Annotated in this window: 1 protein-coding gene; it reads left to right on the top strand. The window is 61.6% G+C overall.

The annotated features are described in order from the left end of the window. The first annotated feature begins 66 nt into the window (after positions 1-66). Positions 67-24,774 (top strand): non-ribosomal peptide synthase/polyketide synthase, encoded by a 24,708-nt coding sequence (locus CBW65_RS25460; RefSeq protein WP_198299657.1) that lies wholly within the window; start codon positions 67-69, stop codon positions 24,772-24,774. The last annotated feature ends 37 nt before the right edge of the window (positions 24,775-24,811 follow it).

Genomic DNA, 24,811 nt, shown 5'->3' on the forward strand with positions numbered 1-24,811 from the left:
TTCGTGTTATTTTTTAATTATTTCGAACTGCGGCATTGATTTCCAATGTGTTTCAGGAGGGGAAACATGACAACACTGATCAGCAAATTTTCTACTTTGATCGAACTGTTGCAGTGGCGTGCCGGCCACCAAGGGGATCAGGCAGCCTACACGTTTTTGCTGGAAGACGGGGAGGAGCGGCTGTTTACGTATGCCGACCTCGACCGCAAGGCGCGCGACATCGCGGCGGGCTTGCAGAAACATCATCAGGCCGGGGAGCGGGCCTTGCTCCTGTATCCGCCGAGCCTTGACTATATCGCAGCGTTTTTTGGCTGCTTGTACGCAGGTATCATCGCGGTGCCGGCTTATCCGCCGCGCGCGAACGGCCATCTCGGGCGACTGCAGGCGATCGTCGCCGATGCGGAAGCGACGATTGCGCTGACCACGCCGGGAATTTTGGCGGGCATCGAAACGCGCTTTGCCGATTCGCCGCAGCTGCGCGATCTGGCCTGGATGGTGCCGGGCGAGACGGAAGAGGAAGCGGCTGCTGTTTGGTATGACCCGGAGGCGGACAAGTCGTCTCTGGCCTTTTTGCAATATACGTCCGGTTCCACGTCGCTCCCGAAAGGCGTCATGCTCAGCCACGGGAACTTGCTGCACAACTTGGAGCTGATCGAGAGCTGCTTTGGCACGACGGCCGACGGGCACGGCGTGATCTGGCTGCCTCCTTACCATGACATGGGTTTGATCGGCGGGATCTTGCAGCCGCTGTTCACTGGCTACTCGGTAACGCTGATGGCCCCGGTCGATTTTATTCAAAAGCCGTTCAAGTGGCTGGAGACGATCTCGCGCCTCGGAGCTGCTGTCAGCGGCGGGCCGAATTTTGCCTATGAGCTGTGCCTGCAGAAAATCACGCCGGAGCAGCGCGACACGCTCGACCTGAGCTCGTGGGAGATCGCGTTTACCGGAGCGGAGCCGGTCAGGGCGGAAACGCTGGAGCGGTTTGCTGAATTTTTTGCGCCGTGCGGGTTTAAGAAAGAGGCGTTCTACCCCTGCTATGGCTTGGCCGAAGGGACTCTGTTCGTCTCCGGCGGCGTGAAGCGGGAAGCGCCGGTTGTCCGTCAGTTTGACGGGGATGCGCTGAGCGTGAACCGGGTGGAAGAAGTGTGCGAAGGGCAGGAAGGCGACCGTCTGCTGGTCAGTTCGGGGCGTCTCGCAATCGTCGGGCAGCAGATCGTCATCGCCGACCCGGTGACGGGCGAGCGGTGTGCCGACGATGAGGTTGGCGAAATCTGGGTATCCGGCCCAAGTGTGGCGCAAGGCTATTGGAATCGCGAAGAGCAGACAGAAGAGACGTTTCGCGCCTCTCTCGCCGGAACGGGCGAAGGGCCGTTTTTGCGCACCGGTGACCTCGGCTTCGTGCAGGACGGCGAGCTGTATGTGACGGGGCGCTTAAAGGACCTGATCATCATCCGCGGCCGCAACTTCTACCCGCAGGATATTGAGTTTGCTGTGCAGGAGAGCCACCCGGCTGTGAAAAACAGCAACGGGGCCGCTTTTTCGGTCGAAGTGGACGGGGAAGAGCGCCTGGTGGTGGTGCAGGAGATCGAGCGCGTGTACCGCAAAGCGAACCTCGCAGAGGTTGCGGCGACGGTCAGAGCAACTGTCTCGGAAGAGCACCAACTGCAAGTGCACGCCGTGGTGCTGATCAAGCCGGTCTCGATCCACAAGACCTCTTCGGGCAAAGTGCAGCGCCATGCTTGTAAAGCAGGCTTTTTGGCGGGCACGCTGGAGGTGCTGTACAGCGATGCATTGGATGGTGTGAGTGATGCGAACGGTGCGTTTGCAGGTGCAGAAGGAGATGCATTGCCGACCTCTGATACGCAAGAGCCGGCCTTCACCCGCGAAACCGTTTTGGCACTCGCTCCTGAACAACGCCATGCAGCGTTGGTCGAATACCTGCATCGCCTGTCAGCGCAAGTGCTGCGCGTGTCTCCTGCTCTGGTTCAGGCGGACAAGTCCCTGAACGCCTTGGGACTTGACTCGATCATGGCGGTCGAGCTGAAGCATGAAGTGGAAGAGAACTTCGGCATCGTCCTGCCGTTTACGCTGCTGCTGGCCGGGCCGAGCCTGACCGAATTGGCAGTTGAGATCGCATCGCAGGTGACCCTTCTGCAGGAATCGGTGCCAACTGCTGAAGCTGTGCCGAGTCAAGCAGAGCAGTCCGATCACATCCCGCTCTCCAAAGGCCAGCGCGCGCTCTGGTTCATGCAGCGTCTCGCGCCGGACAGCGCCGCCTACAACATCTCCCGCGCCGCTGTCATCCGCGACCTCGATGTGCAAAAGCTGCACGGGGCGTTCAACCAACTCGTCATGCGCCATCCGCTCTTGCGCGCACAGATCACCGTGCAGCACGGCGAGCCGGTGCAAGTGATCCGCGAGCAGGCCAAGGCGTATTTTGTCGTGGAAAACGCAGTTGAGTGGAGCGAAGTTGCCCTGCAGGAACGCCTGCAGGCGGAAGCGAACCGCCCGTTTGATCTGGAGCAGGATGAGCTCTTACGCGTCGGGCTCTTTACCCGTTCGGAGCAGGAGCATGTGCTGATCTTGACGATCCATCACATCGTCGCCGATTTTTGGTCGCTCGGCGTGCTGGTGCAGGAACTGGAAGCGCTCTACAACGGGAACGCGCCTGTGCAGCCTCTGCGCAGCTACGCGGAGTTCGTCGAAGAGCAAAACCGCTTCTTGGACGGCCTGCGCGGCACAGAACTGGCGACTTATTGGGATGAAAAACTGGGCGGGGAGCTCCCGATCCTCGATTTGCCGACCGACCGCCCGCGCCCGCCGGTGCAGACCTATCGCGGCGCAGTTGCACCGTTCCAGCTCTCGACCGATCTGACCGCAGCGTTGAAAAAGCTGGCCGGGGAGCAAAGCGCCACCTTGTACACGGTGCTTTTGGCGGCGTTTCAAGTGCTGCTCTACCGCTATACCGGGCAGGAAGACCTGCTCGTCGGCTCGCCGACCACCGGCCGCAGTTCGGCGAAAGACGCCGCGACGATCGGCTATTTTGTCAACCCGGTCGTGCTGCGCGCCGACCTGTCGGGCAAGCCGGCGTTTGCCGATTTCCTGACCCAGGTGCGACAGACGGTGCTCGAAGCGCTTGATCACGCCAGCTACCCGTTCCCGCTGCTCGTTGAACGCTTGCAGCCGGATCGCGACCAAAGCTATCCGCCCATGTTCCAAACGGTGTTCGCTCTGCAAAAATCGCATCTGGCGCAAAGCGACGCCTTGGGCGGTTTTGCATTAGGCCAGTCCGGCGCGACGTTTGAACTGGGCGACTTGAGGCTGGAATCGGCAGACCTCCTGCAGCAAGGTGCGCAGGTTGACCTGACCCTGTTCATGGCCGAACAGCAAGGTGCTTTGTCTGGCGCGTTTGAATACAACCCGGACCTGTTTGATCCGTCCCGCATCGAGCGGATGACGGCGCATTTTGCAACGCTGTTGCAGGGTATCGCAGAGAATGCGGGGCAAAGCATTGCCGAACTGCCTCTGCTGAGCAAAGCGGAACAGGCGCAGCTCTTCACTTGGAACGATACTGCGACAGAGTATGGACAAGGCCAGTCGATCCAACAGGTGTTTGCGGCGCAAGTGAAGCGCACGCCGGACGCTGTGGCGGTCGTATTTGGCGAACAGTCTTTGACCTATCGGGAGCTGGATAAACGGGCGAACTCTCTCGCACGCCGCTTGCAGAAGCTTGGTGTGGAGCACGGCCAATTGGTCGGCTTCTATCTGGAGCGCTCGCTGGAACTGCCGATTGCCATGCTCGCGATCTTGAAGGCGGGGGCAGCGTATGTGCCTTTTGATGCCCGGTATCCGGCCGACCGTCTGTCCTACATGTTTGCAGATACCCAGGTTCGCGTCCTGCTCACCCAAGCGGACATGGCGGAGCAGTTGCCCTCGCATGGGGCACAGGTCGTCTGCGTGGACACGGACGCTTCGATCTGGGAGGAGTGCGGCGAAACCTTGTCGCGCGATGTTGCTGACGGGGAAAGCCTCGCCTATGTGATGTACACCTCCGGTTCGACCGGCCTCCCCAAAGGCGTTTTGGTGCCGCATCGCGGGGTCGTCCGTCTGGTCAAAAACGCGAACTACCTCGACATTCGCCCGGATGATGTGGTGATGCAATACATGGCGGTCGCGTTTGACGGTTCGACCTGCGAGATCTGGGGGGCGCTGCTCAACGGCGCGAAACTGGTCGTGGCCCCGCCCGGCCATACGTCCTTGGAAGAGATCGGCGCGGTGGTCGAACAGTACAAAGCGACCGTGCTGATGCTCACCACAGGTCTGTTCATCCAGATGGTCGACTACCAGTTTGGCGGGCTGCGCGGCGTGCGCGTGGCGATCACCGGCGGGGACGTGCTGTCGGTGCCGCACGCGAAAAAGGTGCTCGATCTCCTCGACATCACGCTGATCAACGGCTACGGCCCGACCGAAAACACGACGTTTACCACCTGTTATGTGATGACCGATTCCAGCCAAGTCGGCTACAGCGTGCCGATCGGGCAGCCGGTCTCGAACACGACGGTGTATCTGCTGGACGCCAACGGCCAGCAGGTGCCGGTCGGTGTGCCGGGCGAGCTGTTGACGGGCGGTGACGGGTTGACGCACGGGTATTTGAACAAGCCGGAGCAGACGGCGGAGAAATTTGTGGACAACCCCTTTGGCGACGGCAAGCTGTACCGCACGGGCGACTTGGCCCGCTGGCGGGAAGACGGCACGGTGGAATTTATGGGCCGTGTGGACAATCAGGTGAAGATCCGCGGGTTCCGCATCGAGCTTGGCGAAGTGGAAGCGGCGCTAAACACGCATCCGCACGTCCTGCAGGCTTATGTGATGGTGCATAGCATGGCGGCCGGGGACAAGCGTTTGGCCGCGTATGTGACGGCAGAAGGGGATGTGACCCCGGCTGAGCTGCGTCAGTATATGAAAGGGCTGCTGCCGGAGTACATGGTGCCGTCCGCATTTGCCGTGCTGGAGGAGCTCAAGCTCACACCGAACGGCAAAGTGGATCGCCGTGCGCTGCCCGAGCCCGATTTTTCCCTCTCGGAAGGAGAGTATCTTGCGCCGCGCACCCCTCGGGAAGAAGTCGTCGCCGGCATTTGGGCGAGCGTGCTGTCGGCCGAGCAGGTCGGCGTGGAAGCGAACTTCTTTGAGCTTGGCGGGCATTCGCTTTTGGCGACGCAGGTGATGAGCCGCGTCAACGAGGCGTTTGGCTTGAAACTGCCCCTGCAAAGCCTGTTCGAGTCGCCGACGGTGGCCGGGCTGGCCGAGCAGATTCAACGCGCGGAAGAGTCAAAAGGCACTGTGGCGGCCAGAACGCCGATCGTGGCGGTCGAGCGCGGCGAAGCGCTTCCGCTTTCCTTTGCCCAGCAGCGCCTGTGGGTGCTGGAGCAGTTCATGGGCGGCGCTGCGGTGTACAACATGCCGTACGCGCTGTGTCTGCAAGGGGAACTGCATGTTGCGGCGTTGGAGCGGACGTTAAATGAGATCATCGCCCGTCATGAGTCGCTGCGGACGACGTTTGTAAAGGCGGCAGAGCAGCCGGTGCAGGTGATTCACGAAGCGGTGTGGACGCCGCTGACGGTGCAGGAGATGGCGGAGGCGGAACTGCTCGACGTGGTGCAGGCAGACGCCAAAACGCCGTTTGACCTCAGCGCTGGTCCGCTGGTGCGCTTCCGTTTGGTGAAACTGGAAACAGAGGAGCATGTGCTGGTGTTTAACATGCACCACATCGTGTCGGACGGCTGGTCGGCCGCTGTGTTTGTGCGGGAGTTTGCCGCGCTGTACAGCGCGTTTTCGCAGGGCGTTGCATCTCCTTTGGCACCGCTTGCTGTTCAGTATGCCGACTATGCCGTCTGGCAGCGCGACTGGCTGCAAGGGGACGTGCTGGACGGGCAGCTCGCGTATTGGAAACAGCAGCTCGGCGGCGAACTGCCGACTCTGCAACTGCCGACCGATCGTCCGCGCCCGGCTGTGCAGACCTACAACGGCGCGGTGGAAAAATTTGTCCTGTCCGCAGAGCTGACCTCGGCGCTGCAAGGGGTGAGCAATCGCAAAGGCGCGACGCTGTTCATGACAATGCTGGCAGGGTTCCAAGTGCTCTTGTCCCGCTACAGCGGACAGGAAGAAGTCTGTGTCGGCACCCCGATCGCCGGACGCACGCAGCGCGAGACGGAAGACATGATCGGCTTTTTCGTCAACACGCTGGTCATGCGCACCGATCTGTCGGGCGCGCCGAGCTTCGACGAGCTGATCTCCCGCGTGCGCGACGTGACTTTGGGCGCGTATGCCCATCAGGATGTTCCGTTTGAAAAATTGGTCGAAGAGCTGCAGCCCGAGCGCGACATGAGCCGTTCCCCTCTGTTCCAGGTGATGTTTGACGTGCTGAACGACGGGATCACCGACATGGAGCTGCCGGGGCTGAAGCTGTCTTCGCTCGATGTGGACAGCGGGACGGCGAAGTTTGACATCAACCTGACCTTTATGAAGGAAGGCGGGCAGTTGGTCGGGTCGTTTGAGTACAACACCGATCTCTTCGAACGGGCGACGGTGTCCCGTATGATTGGACACTTTAGCCGCTTGCTGGAAGTGGCTGCCGCACAGCCGGAGCTGTCGATTGCGGAATTGCCTTTATTGTCGGCGGAAGAGCGCACGGAGTTGTTGCTGGCGGGGAATGATCTCACGGCGCAGTTCCCGCAGGAAATCTGCATCCATGAGCGTTTTGAACGGCAGGCAGAGCGCACACCGCATGCGGTTGCGGTGGTGTATGAAGGGGAGTCTTTGACCTACCGCGAGCTGAATGAACGCGCCAACCAACTGGCGCACTACCTGCAAAAGCAAGGCGTCGGGCCGGAAGTGCTCGTCGGGCTGGCGGTGGAGCGGACGCTGGAGATGGTCGTCGGTCTGCTTGGGATCTTAAAAGCGGGCGGGGCTTATGTGCCGCTCGACCCGTCCTATCCGCAAGATCGTCTGGCGTTCATGCTGGAAGACTCGCAGATCGCCGTGCTGGTCACCGAGGAGCAGCACCTTGCGACGCTGCCTGCGCATGAGGCGGTTGCGGTATGTCTTGACCGTGATGCGCTGGAGATCGCGAAGGAAAGCGCGGAGAATCTTGCCAGCGGTGCAACGCCGGACAACTTGGCATACATCATCTACACGTCAGGTTCGACAGGCAAACCGAAAGGCGTTTTGATCCCGCATGCCAACGTGGGCCGTCTCTTTGACGCGACTGAGCACTGGTACCATTTTGATGAAAAAGATGTCTGGACGGTCTTCCACTCCTATGCGTTCGACTTCTCGGTCTGGGAGATCTGGGGCGCTCTGTTCTACGGCGGCAAACTGGTCGTCGTCCCGTATTGGGTGTCGCGCTCGCCGGAAGCTTTCTATGAGCTGCTGGTTGCGGAACAAGTCACCGTGCTCAACCAGACCCCGTCCGCCTTCCGCCAGCTGATGCAGGCCGAAGAGCGTGCGGCGGAAAAAGCGAGCCTGGCGCTGCGCTATGTGATTTTTGGCGGTGAAGCGCTGGAGCTGACTTCGCTGACGGCGTGGTTTGAGCGGCACGGGGATGTGACGCCGCAACTGGTCAACATGTACGGGATCACGGAGACCACGGTTCACGTCACCTACCGCCCGATCACGCTGGCCGATGTCGAGAGCGGGGCAGGAAGCGTGATCGGTGCGCCGATCCCTGACTTGCAGGTGTATGTGCTGGACGCGCATCATCAGCCGGTGCCATTTGGTGTCGCAGGCGAGATGTATGTCGGCGGGGCAGGTGTGGCGCGGGGATATCTGAACCGCGCAGATTTGACGGAGGAGCGCTTTATCCGCAACCCGTTTGGCGACGGGCGCTTGTACAAGACGGGCGACTTGGCCCGCCGTCTGGCGAACGGGGAATTGGAGTACTACGGGCGGATCGACCAGCAGGTGAAGATTCGCGGCTTCCGCATTGAGCTTGGGGAGATCGAGTCGGTGCTGGTGTCGCATCCGGCTGTGCAAGAATGTGTGGTCATGGCGCGCGAAGACGTGCCGGGCGACAAGCGTTTGGCTGCGTATTTCGTGGGTAATGAGCAAGGGACGCTGGAGATCGGCGAGCTGCGCAGCTATCTGAAGGAGCAGTTGCCGGAGTACATGATCCCGTCCGCATTTGTCGAGATGGACGTCATGCCGCTGACGGCGAACGGGAAGATCGACTTGCGTGCTTTGCCTGTGCCGGAGCAGTCTGCGGCGGCGATGCGCGAGTACGTGGCGCCGCGCACGGAAAAGGAAAAACTGCTGGCGATGATCTGGGCGGATGTATTGCGTGCAGACCGGGTTGGTGCGGAAGACAACTTCTTTGAGCTCGGCGGCCATTCCCTGCTGGCGACGCAAGTGATCTCACGCGTGAACGAAGCGTTTGGCGTGCAGATGCCGCTGCGGGTGCTGTTCGAGTCCCCGACAATCGCGGAATTGGCGGAGAACTTGGAAGGTTTGGCAGGGACAGCCTCCTCGCAGCGCACCCCGATTGAAAAAGTCTCCCGTGACGCCGCCCTGCCGCTTTCGTTCGCGCAGCAGCGGCTGTGGGTGATCGATCAGCTCATGCCGGGCAGCGCGGTGTACAGCATTCCGTTTGCCGTGCGTTTGCAAGGGCACTTGCATGTGGAAGCGATGGAGCAAGGCCTGAACGAGCTGATCTCCCGTCATGAGTCGCTGCGCACGACGTTTGTGAACGCGGACGGCGGGGCGGTGCAGGTGATCGCGGAGCCCGTTTGGACTGCTCTGCAAGTGCTGGATGTGGAGTCGGAGGCGGATGTGCAGGCTTTGATTTTGGCAGAAGCGACACAGCCGTTCGATCTCACGGCCGGCCCGCTGGTGCGTTTCCGCCTGCTGAAGCTGGGGGCAGAGGAGCATGTGCTGGTGGCGAACATGCACCACATCATCTCCGACGGCTGGTCGATCGGCGTGTTTACGGAGGAATTTGCCGCGCTGTATGAGGCGTTCCGCAATGGGGAGACTTCGCCGTTGCAGGATCTGCCGATTCAATATGCCGATTACGCCAACTGGCAGCGCGAGTGGCTGCAAGGCGATGTGCTGGACGAGCAGCTCGCGTACTGGAAGGGCAAGCTCGGCGGCGAACTGCCCGTGCTGCAGCTGCCGACCGACCGTCCGCGCCCGCCGGTGCAGACGCATCACGGCGCGGTGGAGCGGTTCCAGCTGTCGGAAGCGTTGAGTGAAGCGGTGCAGAAACTGTCGCAGCAGTATGGGGCGACACTGTTCATGACCCTGCTCGGCGCGTTCCAAGCGCTGTTGTCCCGCTACACGGGGCAGGAAGACATCGCCGTCGGCACGCCGATCGCCGGACGTCACCATGGCGAGACGGAAGGGTTGATCGGGCTGTTCGTGAACACTTTGGTCATGCGTACCGACCTTGGCGGCAACCCGACGTTTGCCGATCTGTTGTCCCGCGTGCGGGAAACGGCGCTTGGCGCGTATGCGCATCAGGATGTGCCGTTTGAAAAGCTGGTCGAAGAGCTGCAACCGGAGCGCGACATGAGCCGGACGCCTCTGTTCCAAGTCCTGTTCGTGCTGCAAAACGCCCGCCTGACCGACATCGAGCTGCCGGAGCTTGCTCTGCAGATGATCGACGCGGACGGCGGGATGGCAAAATTTGATCTGGAGCTGGCGATGGAAGAGCAGGAGGGACGCATCGCCGGTGCGCTGAACTACAACACCGACCTGTTTGATGCCGACACGATCTCGCGGATGATCGGGCATTTCGTGACCTTGCTGGAAGGGGTTGTGCAAGAGCCGCATGAGGCTCTGTCCGAGCTGCCGTTGCTGACTCCGGCGGAAGAAGGTCAACTGCTCGACGAGTGGAACGGTGCTCTGCTGGATGTTCCGAACGCCTGCCTGCACAAGCTCTTTGAAGCACAAGCGGCCAAGACGCCGGAGCGCACTGCAGTCGTCTTTGGGGACGAGAGCCTGACCTACGCAGAGTTGAATGCCCGGGCGAACCGCCTGGCACACCATCTGCAACAGCATGGTGTCCGCCCGGATGTGCTCGTCACGCTCTGCGTTGAGCGTTCGCTCGACCTGATGGTCGGCGTGCTTGGGATCTTGAAAGCTGGCGGCGCGTATGTGCCGCTGGACACTTCGTATCCGGAAGAGCGCATCAAGCTGATTCTGGAAGACACGCAAGCTCCGGTGCTTGTAACGCAATCGCATCTGCTTGCCAATCTTCCATTATTTAAAAATGAGACGGTCTGCCTCGACACCGATTGGGCGGCCATCTCCACGAAGCCGGACACCAACCCGGTCTCTGCCGCGAAGTCGTACCACCTTGCCTACATGATCTACACCTCGGGCTCCACCGGGCGTCCGAAAGCGGTCATGGTCGAGCACGGCAACCTCGTTTCCACGCTGCAGGCGAGCCAGGAGCGCTTCCGCTTTGGGGAAGACGACGTGATGCCGTGGATCGCCTCGGTCGCGTTTGACATCGCGCTGTTCGAGTCGATGAACACCTTGCTCCAAGGCGGCACCACCGTCATTCTCGCCCGCGAGCACGTGCTGGATCTGCCGAGCCTGATCCAAGACTTGAAAGGCTACACGGCGATCCACACCGTCCCAAGCCTGATGCGCCAGATCGTGCAGACGATGCGCGATGGAGGTGTGCCCGCTTCGGAGTACGACGGCATGCGCCTCGTCTTCACCGGGGGCGACGCCGTTCCGCCCGACCTGCTCGACGAGATGAAAGAAGTCTTCCGCAACGCCGAGATTCACGTTCTCTACGGCCCGACCGAAGGCACGATCATCTGCTCGAACTACCAAGTCCCGCGCGGCGAAGGTATGACCCGCCTGCTGATCGGACGCCGCCTCGACAATGCGAACCTGCGCGTGTACGATGCGAACCAACAGCTCGTTCCGATCGGCGTCCCCGGCGAACTCTACATCGGCGGCTCCGGCGTCACGCGCGGCTACTACCAGCGCGAAGAACTGAACGCTGAAAAATTTGTCACCCTCGCAGGTGACCGCTGGTACCGCACCGGCGACTTGGTGCGCTATCTGGCAGACGGAACCCTCGAGTTCCTCGGCCGCATCGACAACCAGGTCAAAATCCGCGGCTTCCGCATCGAAATCGGCGAGATCGAAGCGGTGCTCACCCAGCATCCGCACGTCCACGAGAGCGTCGTCATCGTCCACGAAAGCGAAAGGGGCGACAAACGCCTCGCCGCCTACCTCGTCCCGGAAGAAGGGGAGAGCGCCGACACCGCAGAACTGCGCAGCTATCTCAAAGACAAGCTGCCCGAATACATGGTGCCGTCCTTCCTGATCCTGCTCGACGCACTGCCGCTCAACCCGAACGGCAAAATCGACCGCAAAGCGCTCCCGGCCCCCGACGCCATGGCGCTGGAAGCGACCGTCTACACCGCCCCGCGCACCGAAACGGAAGCGGTCGTAGCCGGCATCTTCGCGGAAGTGCTGGGCTTGGAGCAGATCAGCATCGACGACAACTTCTTCTCGCTTGGCGGCCATTCGCTCCTGGCGACCCAAGTCATCTCCCGCCTGAGCAGCGCGCTTGGCACGCAGATCCCGCTGCGGCACCTGTTCGAAGCGCCGACCGTGGCCGATTTTGCAGGAAGTTTGCAGCTTGGAGCGGCCAACCTTGCCATCGAGCCGGTCTCCCGCGACGGCGAACTGCCGATGTCTTTCGCCCAGCAGCGCCTGTGGGTGATCGACCAACTGATGCCGGGGCACACCGCCTACAACATGCCGCTTGCCGTTCGCCTGCAAGGGGAGTTGGATGTGCAGGCATTTGAAAATGCGCTGAACGACATCTTGCTGCGTCACGAAGCCCTGCGCACCACCTTTGCCGAAAATGCGGCCGGGCTGCCCGTGCAAGTGATCGCAGCGCCGGAATGGCAGATTTTGACCCACATCGACCTGCGCGAACTTTCCGCAGCAGATCGTGAAGCTGCGGCACAGCGTTTAGCGCAAGAAGACGCCGAAACGCCGTTCGACCTGACCGCAGGGCCGGTGATTCGCTTCTCCTTGCTGCAGATGGCGGAGAACGATCACGTCCTGCTCCTGAACATGCACCACATCGTTTCGGACGGCTGGTCGATGGGCGTGTTTGTCAAAGAATTCACCCTTCTCTACCAAGCGCACTTGCGCGGTGAGGAGGTCGTGCTGGCTCCGCTGCCGATACAATACGCTGATTATGCCCACTGGCAGCGCGAGACCCTGTCCGGCGACAAACTGGACACCGAGCTACACTACTGGAAAAATCAGCTCAGCGGCGAACTTCCGCTGCTGCAGCTGCCGACCGATTTGGCTGGAGAAGAAACGCAGGAAGGCGCAGACGTCTCCCTGACCTTGTCCAAAGAGCTGACAGACAGCCTGCAAGCGCTCAGCCAGCGTTACGGAGCGACGATGTTCATGACGATCCTTGGCGCATTCCAGACGCTTCTGCATCGCCACAGCGGGCAGGAAGACATCTGCATCGGCACCCCGATCGCCGGGCGCAGCGCCGTGGAGACGGAAGGGATGATCGGCTTTTTCCTGAACACGCTGGTCATGCGCACCGATCTGACGGGCGCGCCGACCTTCGCCGAACTGCTGGGCCGCGTGCGGGAAACGGCGCTCGGAGCGTATGCGCACGCCGAGCTGCCGTTTGAAAAACTAGTTGAGGAAGTGCAGCCGGAGCGTCGTCTGAACCGCAACCCGATATTCGACGTGCTGGTCAACTACCTCAACATGCCGCCCCTGCAAGCGGAACTCCCAGAACTGTCCGTCACGCCGCTGCCGTCGGTGGAGCAGGAAGCGAAATTCCTGCTGTCCTTGATCGTGCAGGAGCAGGAAGGAGCCGGGCTTGGCCTGCGTCTGATCTACCGCACCTCCTTGTTCTCAGAAGCGCGAATCACGGAGATGTTGGCGCAATTCGCAGCATTGCTGGAACAGATCGCGGTAAATCCGGATGTGGCGATCAACGCCTACTCGCTGGTGACCGAAGCATCCCGCGCCCTGTTGCCCGATCAAACCGCCGTGTTCGACGGGCCAGTCTATCCGTTTGTGCAGGATCTGTTTACGGAGTGGGCAGATCGAACGCCGGATCAGACGGCTGTCTCACAAGGGGATCAGGCGTGGACGTACGCACAGCTCAGCTGGCGCGGAGCTATCCTTGCCGCCGCTCTGCAAGCTCGCGGCGTACAGCAAGGCGACGTGGTCGCGATCCTCTCCACGCGCTGCTTCGGCCTGATCGCGAGCATGCTTGGCGTGCTGAAGAGCGGCGGCGTGCTGCTGATGATCGACGAAGACCTCCCGACCGCCCGCAAGCGCGTGATGCTGGAGGAGTCGAAAGCGAAGCATGTTCTGCATATCACGGAGGGTCAAGCACAAGGCGAGATGGCCGAACTGCTCGCCGCGTACGACGTGCTGACTGTCGATCTGAACGGGGAAGGGGAAGGGGAAGGGGAGTTGGAGAGCCATGCGATTGCATCTGCATTCGTGCAGCCCGACCTTTCGCCTGACGACCCGGCCTACATTTTCTTCACCTCGGGAACGACGGGCGTGCCCAAAGGCGTCCTTGGCCGCCACAACGGGCTCAGCCACTTCCTGATCTGGCAGCGCGAGACGTTTAACATCGGGCCGGACGACCGTTCCTCGCAGCTGATTCATCTATCCTTCGACGTTGTGCTGCGCGACATTTTCCTTCCGCTGACCAGCGGGGCGACATTGTGCCTGCCGGATCGGATGGACGATCTCAGCGCTGAGTACCTGCTGCCGTGGCTGGAGCGTGAAGAAATCTCGGTTCTGCACACCGTGCCATCGCTGGCCGCTTCCTGGGTCTCACAAGCTCCGGCAGGCGTCACGCTGTCCGCTCTGCGCTGCCTGTTCACGGCAGGCGAGCCTTTGACCGACGTGTTGGTCGGCAGATGGCGTGACCGATTCCCGCAGTTGGGCGATATCATCAATCTCTACGGACCGACCGAAACCACGCTGGCAAAATGCTACTATGTTGTGCCAGAGCAACCACTGCCAGGCATCCAGCCCGTCGGCACGCCGCAGCCAAACACGCAGGTGCTGATCCTGAATGAGCTTGGCGCTCTCTGCGGCATCGGGGAAGCGGGCGAGATCGTCATCCGCACGCCGTACCGCTCCTTGGGTTATATCAACAATGCGGAAGAGCAGGCGAAGCGCTTCGTCGGCGATCTGTACTTCACTGGCGACAAAGGGCGTTATCGCCCGGACGGCCTGCTGGAAATCCTCGGCCGCGTCGACGATCAGGTGAAAGTGCGCGGCGTGCGCATCCAGCTGAATGAAGTGTCCTCGACGCTGGCTCGCCATGCTGCTGTTGATGCCTGCACGGTGCTCGACTGGAAAGATGAGCAGGGCGAAGTGACCCTAGTCGCTTACGTAGTGCTGAAGCAATCGCAGACGCTTACGTCCGCCGAGCTTCGTGCGTTCCTGTCCGGCCAGCTTTTGGCTGCGATGGTGCCGTCCGCGTTTGTCTTCCTGGAGCAACTTCCGCTGACCAGCAACGGCAAAGTCGACCGTAAAGCTCTGCCGCGTCCAGAGCAGTTGAGCTATGAGGAAGCAGCGTATGTCGCGCCGCGCACGGAGACGGAAGCGCAGTTGGCTGCGATCTGGGCCGATGTGCTGAAAGCAGAAGGAGTCGGCGTCACCGCCAACTTCTTCGATCTCGGCGGCCATTCGCTCTTGGCGACGCAGATGATCTCCCGCGCCCGCCAGGCGTTTACGGTGGAGTTGACCCTGCACAGCCTCTTCGAGCGTCCGACCGTCGCCCAACTCGCCGAGCTGATCGACGCCTCCCGCGGACTGCAAGCGGAGGGAGCCGCGCTTGTGCCGGTCGTGCGTGACGGCGATCTGCCGTTGTCCTACGCCCAGCAGCGACTCTGGTTCCTCGACCAGTTGGAGTCGAACAGCGCGGCTTACAACATCCCGCTGATCCTCCGCATAGAAGGAGCGCTTGACCTGCCGACCGTCGAGCAAACAATGCAAGAACTGGTGCGCCGCCATGAGACCCTGCGTACTACGTTTGCAGAAGGCGAAGGCCAAGCCGTGCAAAAAATCGCGCCTGCTGCGAGTGGCGCGGTGCAAGCGACTCTGGAGCAGATCGGTGCATCTGCAGCAGAACTGTCCGATAGCACTGTCACGGTTACTGTGCCGTTTAATGTGCTTCCCGAAGCGGAAGCCCTCGCGTTCCTGCAACAGGAAGCGCAGCGCCCGTTCGATCTCAGCCATGGGCAGCTGATCCGTGCGAACGTGGTCAAAGTGGCAGACAACGACCACTTCCTGCTGATCAACATGCACCACATCATCTCCGACGCCTGGTCGGTTGGCGTGCTGCTGAACGAATTTGCCGCGCTGTACGAAGCATTTGCGACCGGCCATGCATCGCCGCTTTCCGAACTGGCGATCCAATACGCGGACTACGCCGTCTGGCAGCGCGAATGGCTGCAAGGCGACCGTTTGACCACACAGCTCGACTACTGGAAACAGCAGCTCGGCGACGACGTGCCGATCCTGCAGCTGCCGACCGACCGTCCGCGCCCGCCGGTGCAGACGTTTGCAGGCGCGCAGATCCCGTTTGCCTTGTCCGAAGAGCTGACCGACGGCCTGAACTCCTTGAGCCGTCAAACGGGCACCTCGCTGTACATGACGCTGCTCGCTGCGTTCCAGACCCTGCTGTCCCGCTATACCGGGCAGGAAGACATCGCCGTTGGCTCGCCGATCGCGGGTCGTCAGCGCACCGAGCTGGAAGGCTTGATCGGATTCTTCGTCAACACGCTTGTGCTGCGCACCGACCTGTCCGGCCAGCCGACCTTCCGCGACCTGCTGCAGCGCGTCCGCCGCACAGCGCTCGATGCGTACGCCAACCAAGACGTGCCGTTCGAAATGCTTGTCGGCGAACTGGGCGTTGAGCGCAACTTGAGCTACTCGCCCTTGTTCCAAGTCATGTTCGCCCTGCAAAACGTGCCGCTCGCCGACCGCGAAGTGGCCGGGCTGACCCTTTCCCCGGTGCCGTTCGAGGTGCAGACATCCAAGTTCGACTTGGCGATGACCCTCGTCGAGCAAGGGGAGACGATCACCGGAGCGCTCGATTTCAATACCGATCTCTTCGACCGGGAGACGATCTCCCGCCTGATCGCCAACTTCCAGACGCTGCTCGGCGCACTTTTGGCCGACCCGGACTGCCCGATTGGAAAATTGGCTCTGGTCACGCCGGAAGAAGCTCAGCAACTGCACGCATGGAACGAAACGATGGCCGACTTCCCGGCGGAGCGCACGATTCAGGAACAGTTTGCCGAAATGGTACGCCTGCACCCGGACCGCATCGCCGTGTCCGACGGGGAGCAGAGCCTGACTTACCGCGAATTGAACGACCGTGCCAACGCCCTTGCGCACGAACTCCTCGCTCGTGGTGTGCAGCCGAACCAGTTGGTCGGCTTCATGCTCGAACGCGGCGTGCAGGTGCTGGTCAGCATCTTCGGCATTTTGAAAGCAGGCGCGGCTTACATGCCGGTCGACGCCGACTATCCGGCAGAGCGCATCACCTACATGCTGGAAGACAGCGGCGCAGTCTGGCTGATCACGCAGCAGTCCCTGCAAGAGCGGGCAAAAGCGCTTGCGCCGAACGTCCTCTGCCTGGAAGACGTTGCGCACGGCACCGCGCTTGGCGACCCGGATGCGGTCAACACGCCGGACGACCTCGCATACGTCATCTACACCTCCGGCTCGACGGGACGCCCGAAAGGCACCTTGATGCGCCACACCGGCGTGCTCAACCTCGCCCAATGGGCACATGACACGCTCGGCGATACGGAGCACGATACGATCTTGCAGTACTCCAACAACTCGTTTGACGCTTCGGTGCAAGAAATCTTCTGCGCCCTGCTCAATGGCTCCCGACTGCATGTCCTGAGCCAGGATGAGCGTTTGTCGATCGAAGCGTTCGCCGACGCGGTATACCAAACGCAAGCGACCGCCGTCCTGCTCCCGACCGTCTTTTTCCATCAGGTCGGCAGCTACTTGTCGGATCAAGCTGTGCAAAAACTCGCTTCGCTCAAGCGCATCATCGTTGGCGGCGAAGCGGTGAGCAGCGAATCGGTGCGCAACTGGCAGCGCCGTTTCGGCACCGGCATGGAAGTGATCAACGCCTACGGGCCGACGGAGATCACCGTCATCTGCACCGTTTACCGCATGCAGGAGCTGCTGCCCGATGAAGTGGTCAACCTGCCGATCGGCAAGCCGATGTCCAACTTCCAGCACTACATCCTCAACCAGCAGTTGGAACTCTGCCCAATCGGAGTGGTCGGCGAGCTATACATCGGCGGTGTCTCCTTGGCCAAGGGGTATCACAACCAGCCGGAGAAGACGGCCGAAGTCTTCCTCCCGCATCCGTTCCTCGACGGGGCGCGGGTCTACAAGACGGGTGACTTGGCACGCTGGCTGCCCGACGGCAACATCGAATACATGGGCCGGATCGACCATCAGGTGAAAATCCGCGGTTTCCGCGTCGAGCTGACCGAGATCGAAGACCGCCTCGGCAAACATCCGTCCCTGCAGCACGTCGTCGTGATCGCCCGCGACCAGCGCCTCGTCGCTTATGTCGTGCCGCAGAAGTCGCAGAGCGTCGACAGCGGCGCACTGCGCAGCTACTTGAAAGAAAAACTGCCGGAGTATATGATCCCGTCCGCGTTTGTCGTGCTGGATGCGCTGCCGCTGACTCCAAACAACAAAGTCGACCTCCGCGCCCTGCCGGCGCCGGAACTCTCGCACCTTGTGGAGACCGATTCCTACGCCGCGCCGCGCAATGAGGTGGAAGCGGTGCTGGCCGAAGTGTGGCAGACGGTGCTGCGACTGGACAAAGTCGGCATTCATGACAACTTCTTTGAACTCGGCGGCGACTCGATCCTGAGCATCCAGATCATCAACCGCGCAGGTCTGCAGGGCATCCGCCTCACGCCGAAAGACCTGTTCCAGAGCCAGACCATCGCCGAGCTGGCCGAACGCGCCCAGACGGGAGCCGCTCTGACAACGGTCGACAACGGCCCGGTCACCGGACCGGTGCTGCTGACGCCGATCCAACAGTGGTTCTTTGAGCAAAACCTCGCCGACCCCAACCACTGGAACATGTCGGTGCTGTTCGAACTTCGCGAGCAGCTCGATGTGGAAAGGATGCGCGACGCCGTTTCCCAACTGCTCACCCACCACGACGCGCTGCGCATGCGTTACGAACAGGTGGCAGGCGAGTGGAAGCAAACGATCCTCGAGCCGGGCGGCGAAGTGCCGTTTGTCACCGTCGACCTGTCCGGACGAGAAGACGCATTCGAAGCCGAAGCGGACAACTGGCAAAAGAGCCTGCAGCTCACCGACGGACCGATGCTGCGGTTCGTCCATGTGGACTTCGGCGGTACGCGGAACAGCATTTTACTTCTCATCGTGCACCATCTCGTCATCGACGGCGTGTCCTGGCGCATCCTCCTGCAAGACTTGGAGGCAGCGTACAGCAAACGCCAACTGCCGCCGAAGACGACCTCCTTCCAAACGTGGTCGGAGCGCTTGTCCCACTACGCAGCGACCCCTGCGATTTTGCAGGAAAAAGAGCACTGGCTGCAGCTGCAAGCAACACCTGTCGCCGAGCTTCCTGTCGATCACGCCCATGGCGCGAACACCATCGGGTCGGGCCGCCGCATCTCCCTGTCGCTCACGGCGGAGGAGACCCAGCAGCTCCTGCAGGAAGTGCCGCAAGCGTACAACACGCAGATCAACGATGTGCTGCTGACCGCGCTGGTCGAAGCGTTTGCCAAATGGACGGGCGAGCGTGCCTTGCTGCTCGACTTCGAAGGGCACGGGCGCGAAGAGATCGGCGAAGACATCGACGTGTCCCGCACGATCGGCTGGTTCACGACAATGTATCCGGTGCTCCTGCAACTGCACGACACCGCAGAAGCCGGCCCGCGCATCAAATCGGTCAAAGAGCAGCTCCGCGCCATCCCGAACCGGGGGATCGGCTATGGTCTGCTGCGCTACTTGAACGGCGAGGAAGCGCTGCAGAAGATGCATGCTGCACAGGTTTCCTTCAACTACTTGGGACAATTTGACCAAGTGACCGAAGCGTCTGCGCTGTTCCAAGTCTCCAACTTGCCGGGCGGTGCGCCGCGCGACGAAGCCAACCCGCGCCACCATCTGCTCGAAATCAACGGCGCAGTGCAAGGCGGCCAGCTGCACATGAGCTGGACGTACAGCGCCAATGTCCACGAGCAGGCAACGGTGGAAAAATTGGCCCAGTCCTTCATGAACGAACTCCTTGCAGTGATCCGTCATTGCCTGTCTGCAGAAGCGGGCGGATTCACGCCATCCGATTTCCCGGAGGCGCGGTTGAGCCAAGAGCGTCTCGATGAGCTGGTGGCAAGCCTTGCCGAGCGCTCCGTCACCCGCACGGACATCGAAGCGATCTACCAACTGTCGCCGATGCAGCAGGGCATGATTTTCCACAGCATGATGTCGCCGGAAGCGGGCGTCTATGTCGTGCAGATGAACATGGAACTGCACGGCACGCTCGATGAATCCGCCCTGCAACGGGCATGGCAGAAAGTGCTCCTGCGCCACCCGATCCTGCGTACCGGCTTTGAGTGGAAAGGGCTGGAGACCCCGCAGCAAGTGGTCTACCGTCATGTCAAACTGCCGATCGAAACGCTCGACTGGCGAGGGGAGCCGTCCGCCGATCTGGAAGCGTTCCTGCTCCAAGACCGCATTCGCGGCTTCGATTTGTCGACTGCGCCGCTGATGCGCCTGACCCTGATCCGTCTGGGCGACAGCATGTACCGTCTGGTCTGGACATCGCACCATCTGCTCTTCGACGGCTGGTCGATGCCGCTGGTGTTCAAAGAGCTCGTCACCGCCTTCGAAGCGGAAGTGCGCGGCACCGAAGCGCAGTTCAGCCCGAAACGCCCGTACCGCGACTTCATCGCCTGGCTGCAAGAGCAGGACATGGCGGCGGCAGAAAGGTTCTGGCGCGGCAAGTTGTCCGGCTTCTCCGCACCGAACAGGCTCCCGGTGGAGCGCACAAGCCCGCCTGCTACGACGCCGGCCAAGCGCTACGGCGAGCAAAAAGTCACCTTGTCGGCCAGCACGGCAACTGCGCTTCAAGACGCGGCCCGTGCGCATGGCCTGACCTTAAACACGCTGTTCCAAGGCGCTTGGGCGCTGCTGCTCAGCCGCTACAGCCGCGAGCAAGACATCGTGTTTGGCGCCACCGTCTCCGGCCGCCCGACCGACCTTGCCGGAGCGGACTCGATGATCGGCCTGTTTATCAACACCTTGCCGATGCGTCTGCACACCGCGCCGGAGCAGTCGGTGTTGAGTTTCCTGAAAGAGTTGCAGGCGCAGCAGGTGGAAGTCCGCGACTACGAATACACCCCGCTCGTGCAAGTGCAAGGGTGGAGCGATGTGCCGCGCGACCAGCCGCTGTTTGAGTCGATTGTGGTGTTTGAGAACTATCCGCTCGATGAGTCGATCGTCCCGGCGTTTGGCGATCTGGAAGTCAAAGAGATGTCGACGCTGGAGATGGACAGCTACCCGCTCACCGTCATGGCGCTGCCGGGGGTTGAGTTTACGATCAAAGTCGCGTTTGACCACCTGCGTTTTGAAGCGGACGTCATCACGCGTCTGATCGGGCATTTGCAGACGCTGCTCCTGTCGCTTTTGGACCAACCGGAGGCAAGGCTTGCCGATGTGCCGATGCTGTCCGAAGCGGAGCGTCACCAGTTGCTGGTCGATTGGAACGACACCGAGGTTGATTACCCGCAGGATGACCGCATCCACGAGCTGTTCGAAGCGCAGGCAACGCGCACGCCGAGCGCCTTTGCGGTCATCCATGGCACGGAACAGCTCACCTACGCCGAACTGAACGCCCGCGCCAACCAGTTGGCGCACCGCCTGCAACGCGTTGGCGTCGGCCCGGATGTGCTCGTCGGCATCGCCGTTGAGCGCTCCTTGGAGATGGTGGTCGGACTGCTCGGCATTCTGAAAGCGGGCGGCGCGTACCTGCCGATCGACCCGGCCTATCCGTCGGAGCGCATCTCCTTCATGCTGGAAGACTCGGGAGTTGGCGTGCTGCTGACCCAGGGACATTTGACCGCGTCCTTGCCGGAGCATAGGGCAGAGGTGATCTGCCTCGACACCGACTGGGCAGCAATCGCAGAGGAGTCTGCTGAAGCCTGCGTTAGTGCCGGAACTGCCGACAACCTGAGCTACATGATCTACACCTCAGGCTCCACCGGCACACCGAAAGGCGTTTTGATCTCGCATCGCGCCGTGGTTAACCACAACTTTGCCATCTCGCGTGCATACGGGCTTGGCGCGAGCGACCGCATCTTGCAGTTCGCTTCGATCTCCTTTGACATCGCGGTCGAAGAGCTGTTCCCGACCTTGCTGTGCGGAGCGACGCTGGTCTTGCGCGGCGAGCAGATGGCAGCAGGAGACTTCCTGCGCTGGGTGGAGGAGCAAGGCATCACCGTCCTCAACCTGCCGACCGCCTACTGGCACAGTTGGGTGCACGAACTGGCGCTCCAATCGGCCGTGCTGCCCGCAGCGCTTCGCCTGATGATCGTCGGCGGCGAAAAAGCATCGCCAGAAGCGTATGCCGTTTGGCAAAAGCTGGCCGGGCAGCCTGTGCGCTGGATCAACGCGTACGGCCCAACCGAAGCGACCGTCACCGCCACGATGTACGAACCGAGCGGGGAAGAGGCGCACGACGCCTTGAACCTGCCCATCGGCCGCCCGATCGACAACCTGCAGCTGTACGTCCTCGACGAACACTTGCACCCGGTTCCGGTCGGCGTACCGGGCGAACTGCACATCGGCGGTGCCGGGTTGGCCCGAGGCTACCTGAACCGCCCGGAACTGACCGCCGACAAGTTCATCCCGAACCCGTTCGGCGCAGCGGGCACCCGCCTGTACAAAACGGGCGACCTTGTCCGCTACCTGCCCGATGGCAACCTGGAATGCCTCGGCCGCACCGACGACCAGGTGAAAGTCCGCGGGTTCCGCATCGAGCTTGGCGAGATCGAAACCCTGCTCGAAGGGCACCCTGCCGTCCAATCGGGCGTCGTGGTCGTCCGCGACGAACGCCTTGTTGCTTACTTTGTTGGCGACGATGCAGCCGACATCCGCGCCTACATGAAGGAGAAAATGCCGGAGTATATGATCCCGTCCGCCTTTGTCGCATTGGATGAACTTCCGATGACGCCAAACGGCAAAGTCGACCGCCGCGCCTTGCCTGCGCCGGGCACTAGCTTCACCACACCGGGCACAGGCACCGAGTATGAAGAGCCGCGCAACAAGACGGAGCAGGCGCTGGCCGAGATCTGGCAAAACGCGCTGCGCCGCGAGCGGGTCGGCATTCGTGACAACTTCTTTGAACTGGGCGGCGACTCGATCCTGAGCCTGCAGATCATCTCCCGCGCCGCAGCGAAAGGCATCCGCCTGACGCCCAAAGACCTGTTCACGCACCAGACGATCGCCGAGCTGGCCCAAGCGGCCGGCACCGTCTCCGGCGAACACATCGCCGATCAGGGCGAAGTGACCGGGGACGTGCTCTTCACGCCGATCCAGCATTGGTTCTTCGAGGAAGAGATGCACAACGCCAACCACTGGAACATGTCGATGCTGTTCGAGACAAGGGAGAAGCTGGACGATGCCATTTTGCAAGACGTTCTGGCCCATCTCCTGCAGCATCACGACGCGCTGCGCATGCAGTTTGCGGACGGCAAGCAGGTCAGCGCCGCTTGGAGCGGCGACGTCCCGCTGACTTCTATCGACTTGACGCATCTGCCGCTTGACGAGCAGGAAGCGGCGTTCGAAGCGGAAGCAAGCCGACTGCAAGGAAGCCTCGACCTGCAAGCCGGTATGCCGGTGCGTTTCGCCGCCTTTACCTTTGGGGCGGGGCTGCCGAGTCGACTTTTGCTGATCGTCCACCACTTGGTGATCGACGGCGTGTCATGGCGGATTTTGCTGGAGGACTTGGAGTTGGCCTATACCCAGCGCCTGAGTGGTGCGGAGATCAAACTGCCGCTCAAGACCACGTCCTACCAAGCCTGGGCGAAGCAGCTGGCCGACTACGCCAAGTCGTCCACCCTGCAGCAAGAGCGCAAGTACTGGCTCCAGCAGAGCCATTCCGCTCCGCTGCCGACCGACCTTGCTGCAGGCGCGAACACGGAAGCGTCCGCCCAGCACGTATCGGTGACCTTGGATGCGGCGCACACGCAAGCCCTGCTCCAAGAAGCGCCGAAAGCGTACAACACGCAGATCAACGACCTGCTGCTGACCGCGCTGGTCGAAGCGTTTGGCACGTGGACGGGCGAGCGCGCCCTGCTCTTGGATCTCGAAGGGCACGGCCGCGAAGAGATCCTCGATGGCGTTGACCTGTCCCGCACCGTCGGCTGGTTCACCGCCGTCTATCCGGTGTATCTGAACCTGACCGATGCAACACAGCCAGGGCAGAAGATCCAAACGGTGAAAAATCATCTCCGCGCCATCCCGAACAAAGGCATCGGCTACGGGCTCCTGCGCTACCTGAACGGGGATGCGGCATTGGCGGAGCTGCCAAGCGCCGAGGTGCAGTTTAACTACCTCGGCCAGTTGGATCAGTCGCTGGCAGAGTCTGGCGTCTTTACGGTTTCGACAGCAGATGGCGGCGCGTCCCGCGATCCGCAGAATCCGCGCAGCCACCTGTTGGAGATCAACTGCGCCGTCACCGGCGGGCAACTGCAGGTCAACTGGACCTACAGCGGCAACGTTCACGATAAGGCGACAGTGGAAAAGCTGGCCGGGCAGTATCTCGAAGCACTGCAGGAGCTGATCCGCCATTGCCAGTCGCCCGATGAGTGGCTGACCGACGAAGTGGGCATCCAGTGGAACCTGTCCTCGCCAAACTGCCTGATGCCGCTGAACAACGCCCTTACCGGCACTCCGCTGTTCCTCGTCCATCCGGTCGGCGGCGTGGCACAGATCTACACCGAGCTGGCGTATGAGCTGGGCGACCGTCCTGTATATGGCCTGCAGTCCCGAGGTTTGGACGAAAGCGAAACGCCGTTCGCCACCGTCGAAGAGATGGCAGCCTGCTACGTCGACGCGATCCGCACTGTGCAGCCGTATGGCCCGTATCAAGTGGGCGGTTGGTCGATGGGCGGTCTGGTCGCGCTGGAAATGGCGCAGCAGTTGCAAGCGGCAGGGGAGGAAGTCAGCTTCCTCGGCCTCCTCGACACCCCGGCCCAGCACCTCGGCGGCCACGACGGCCAGCCGACCCCGGTGCATCGCCTGTTGACCACATTCGCGGAAGAGCTGACAGGACGTTTCGGCATCGAGATGCCGGGTGCTGAAGAGCTGGCGCAGACGCTGACCGTCGATGAGTTCCTGCAACAGTTCATCACGGCAGCCGCGCGCACCAAAGCTCTGCCGCCGCACATCGGCTTGGAGCAGGTCAAGCGTTTCTTCCGCGTCCTGCAAGCCAACGATGCGGCCAACTGCATCTACGAGCAGCATTTCTACGATGGCACCGTCACCATGTTCCGCGCCATCGAAGACCCGCAGCAAGGCTCCAAAGGCCTCACCTTCGGCTGGGATACAGAAGCCAGCACCGTCCACGTCCACACCGTACGAGGCAGCCACCACAACATGGTGTTGCCGCCGTATGTGAAGATGCTGGGTGCGTTGATGAGAGCTTGTTTGGAGGAATAGGAAAACAAAAAGAGCACGAGCGCCTGCTAGAGGCCTC

It is taken from the genome of Tumebacillus avium (assembly GCF_002162355.1).
GTDB classification, from domain to species: domain Bacteria; phylum Bacillota; class Bacilli; order Tumebacillales; family Tumebacillaceae; genus Tumebacillus_A; species Tumebacillus_A avium.

Excerpts from the sequence above, each read along its gene's own strand:
- CBW65_RS25460 (WP_198299657.1), top strand. The coding sequence starts at position 67 with ATGACAACACTGATCAGCAAATTTTCTACTTTGATCGAACTGTTGCAG.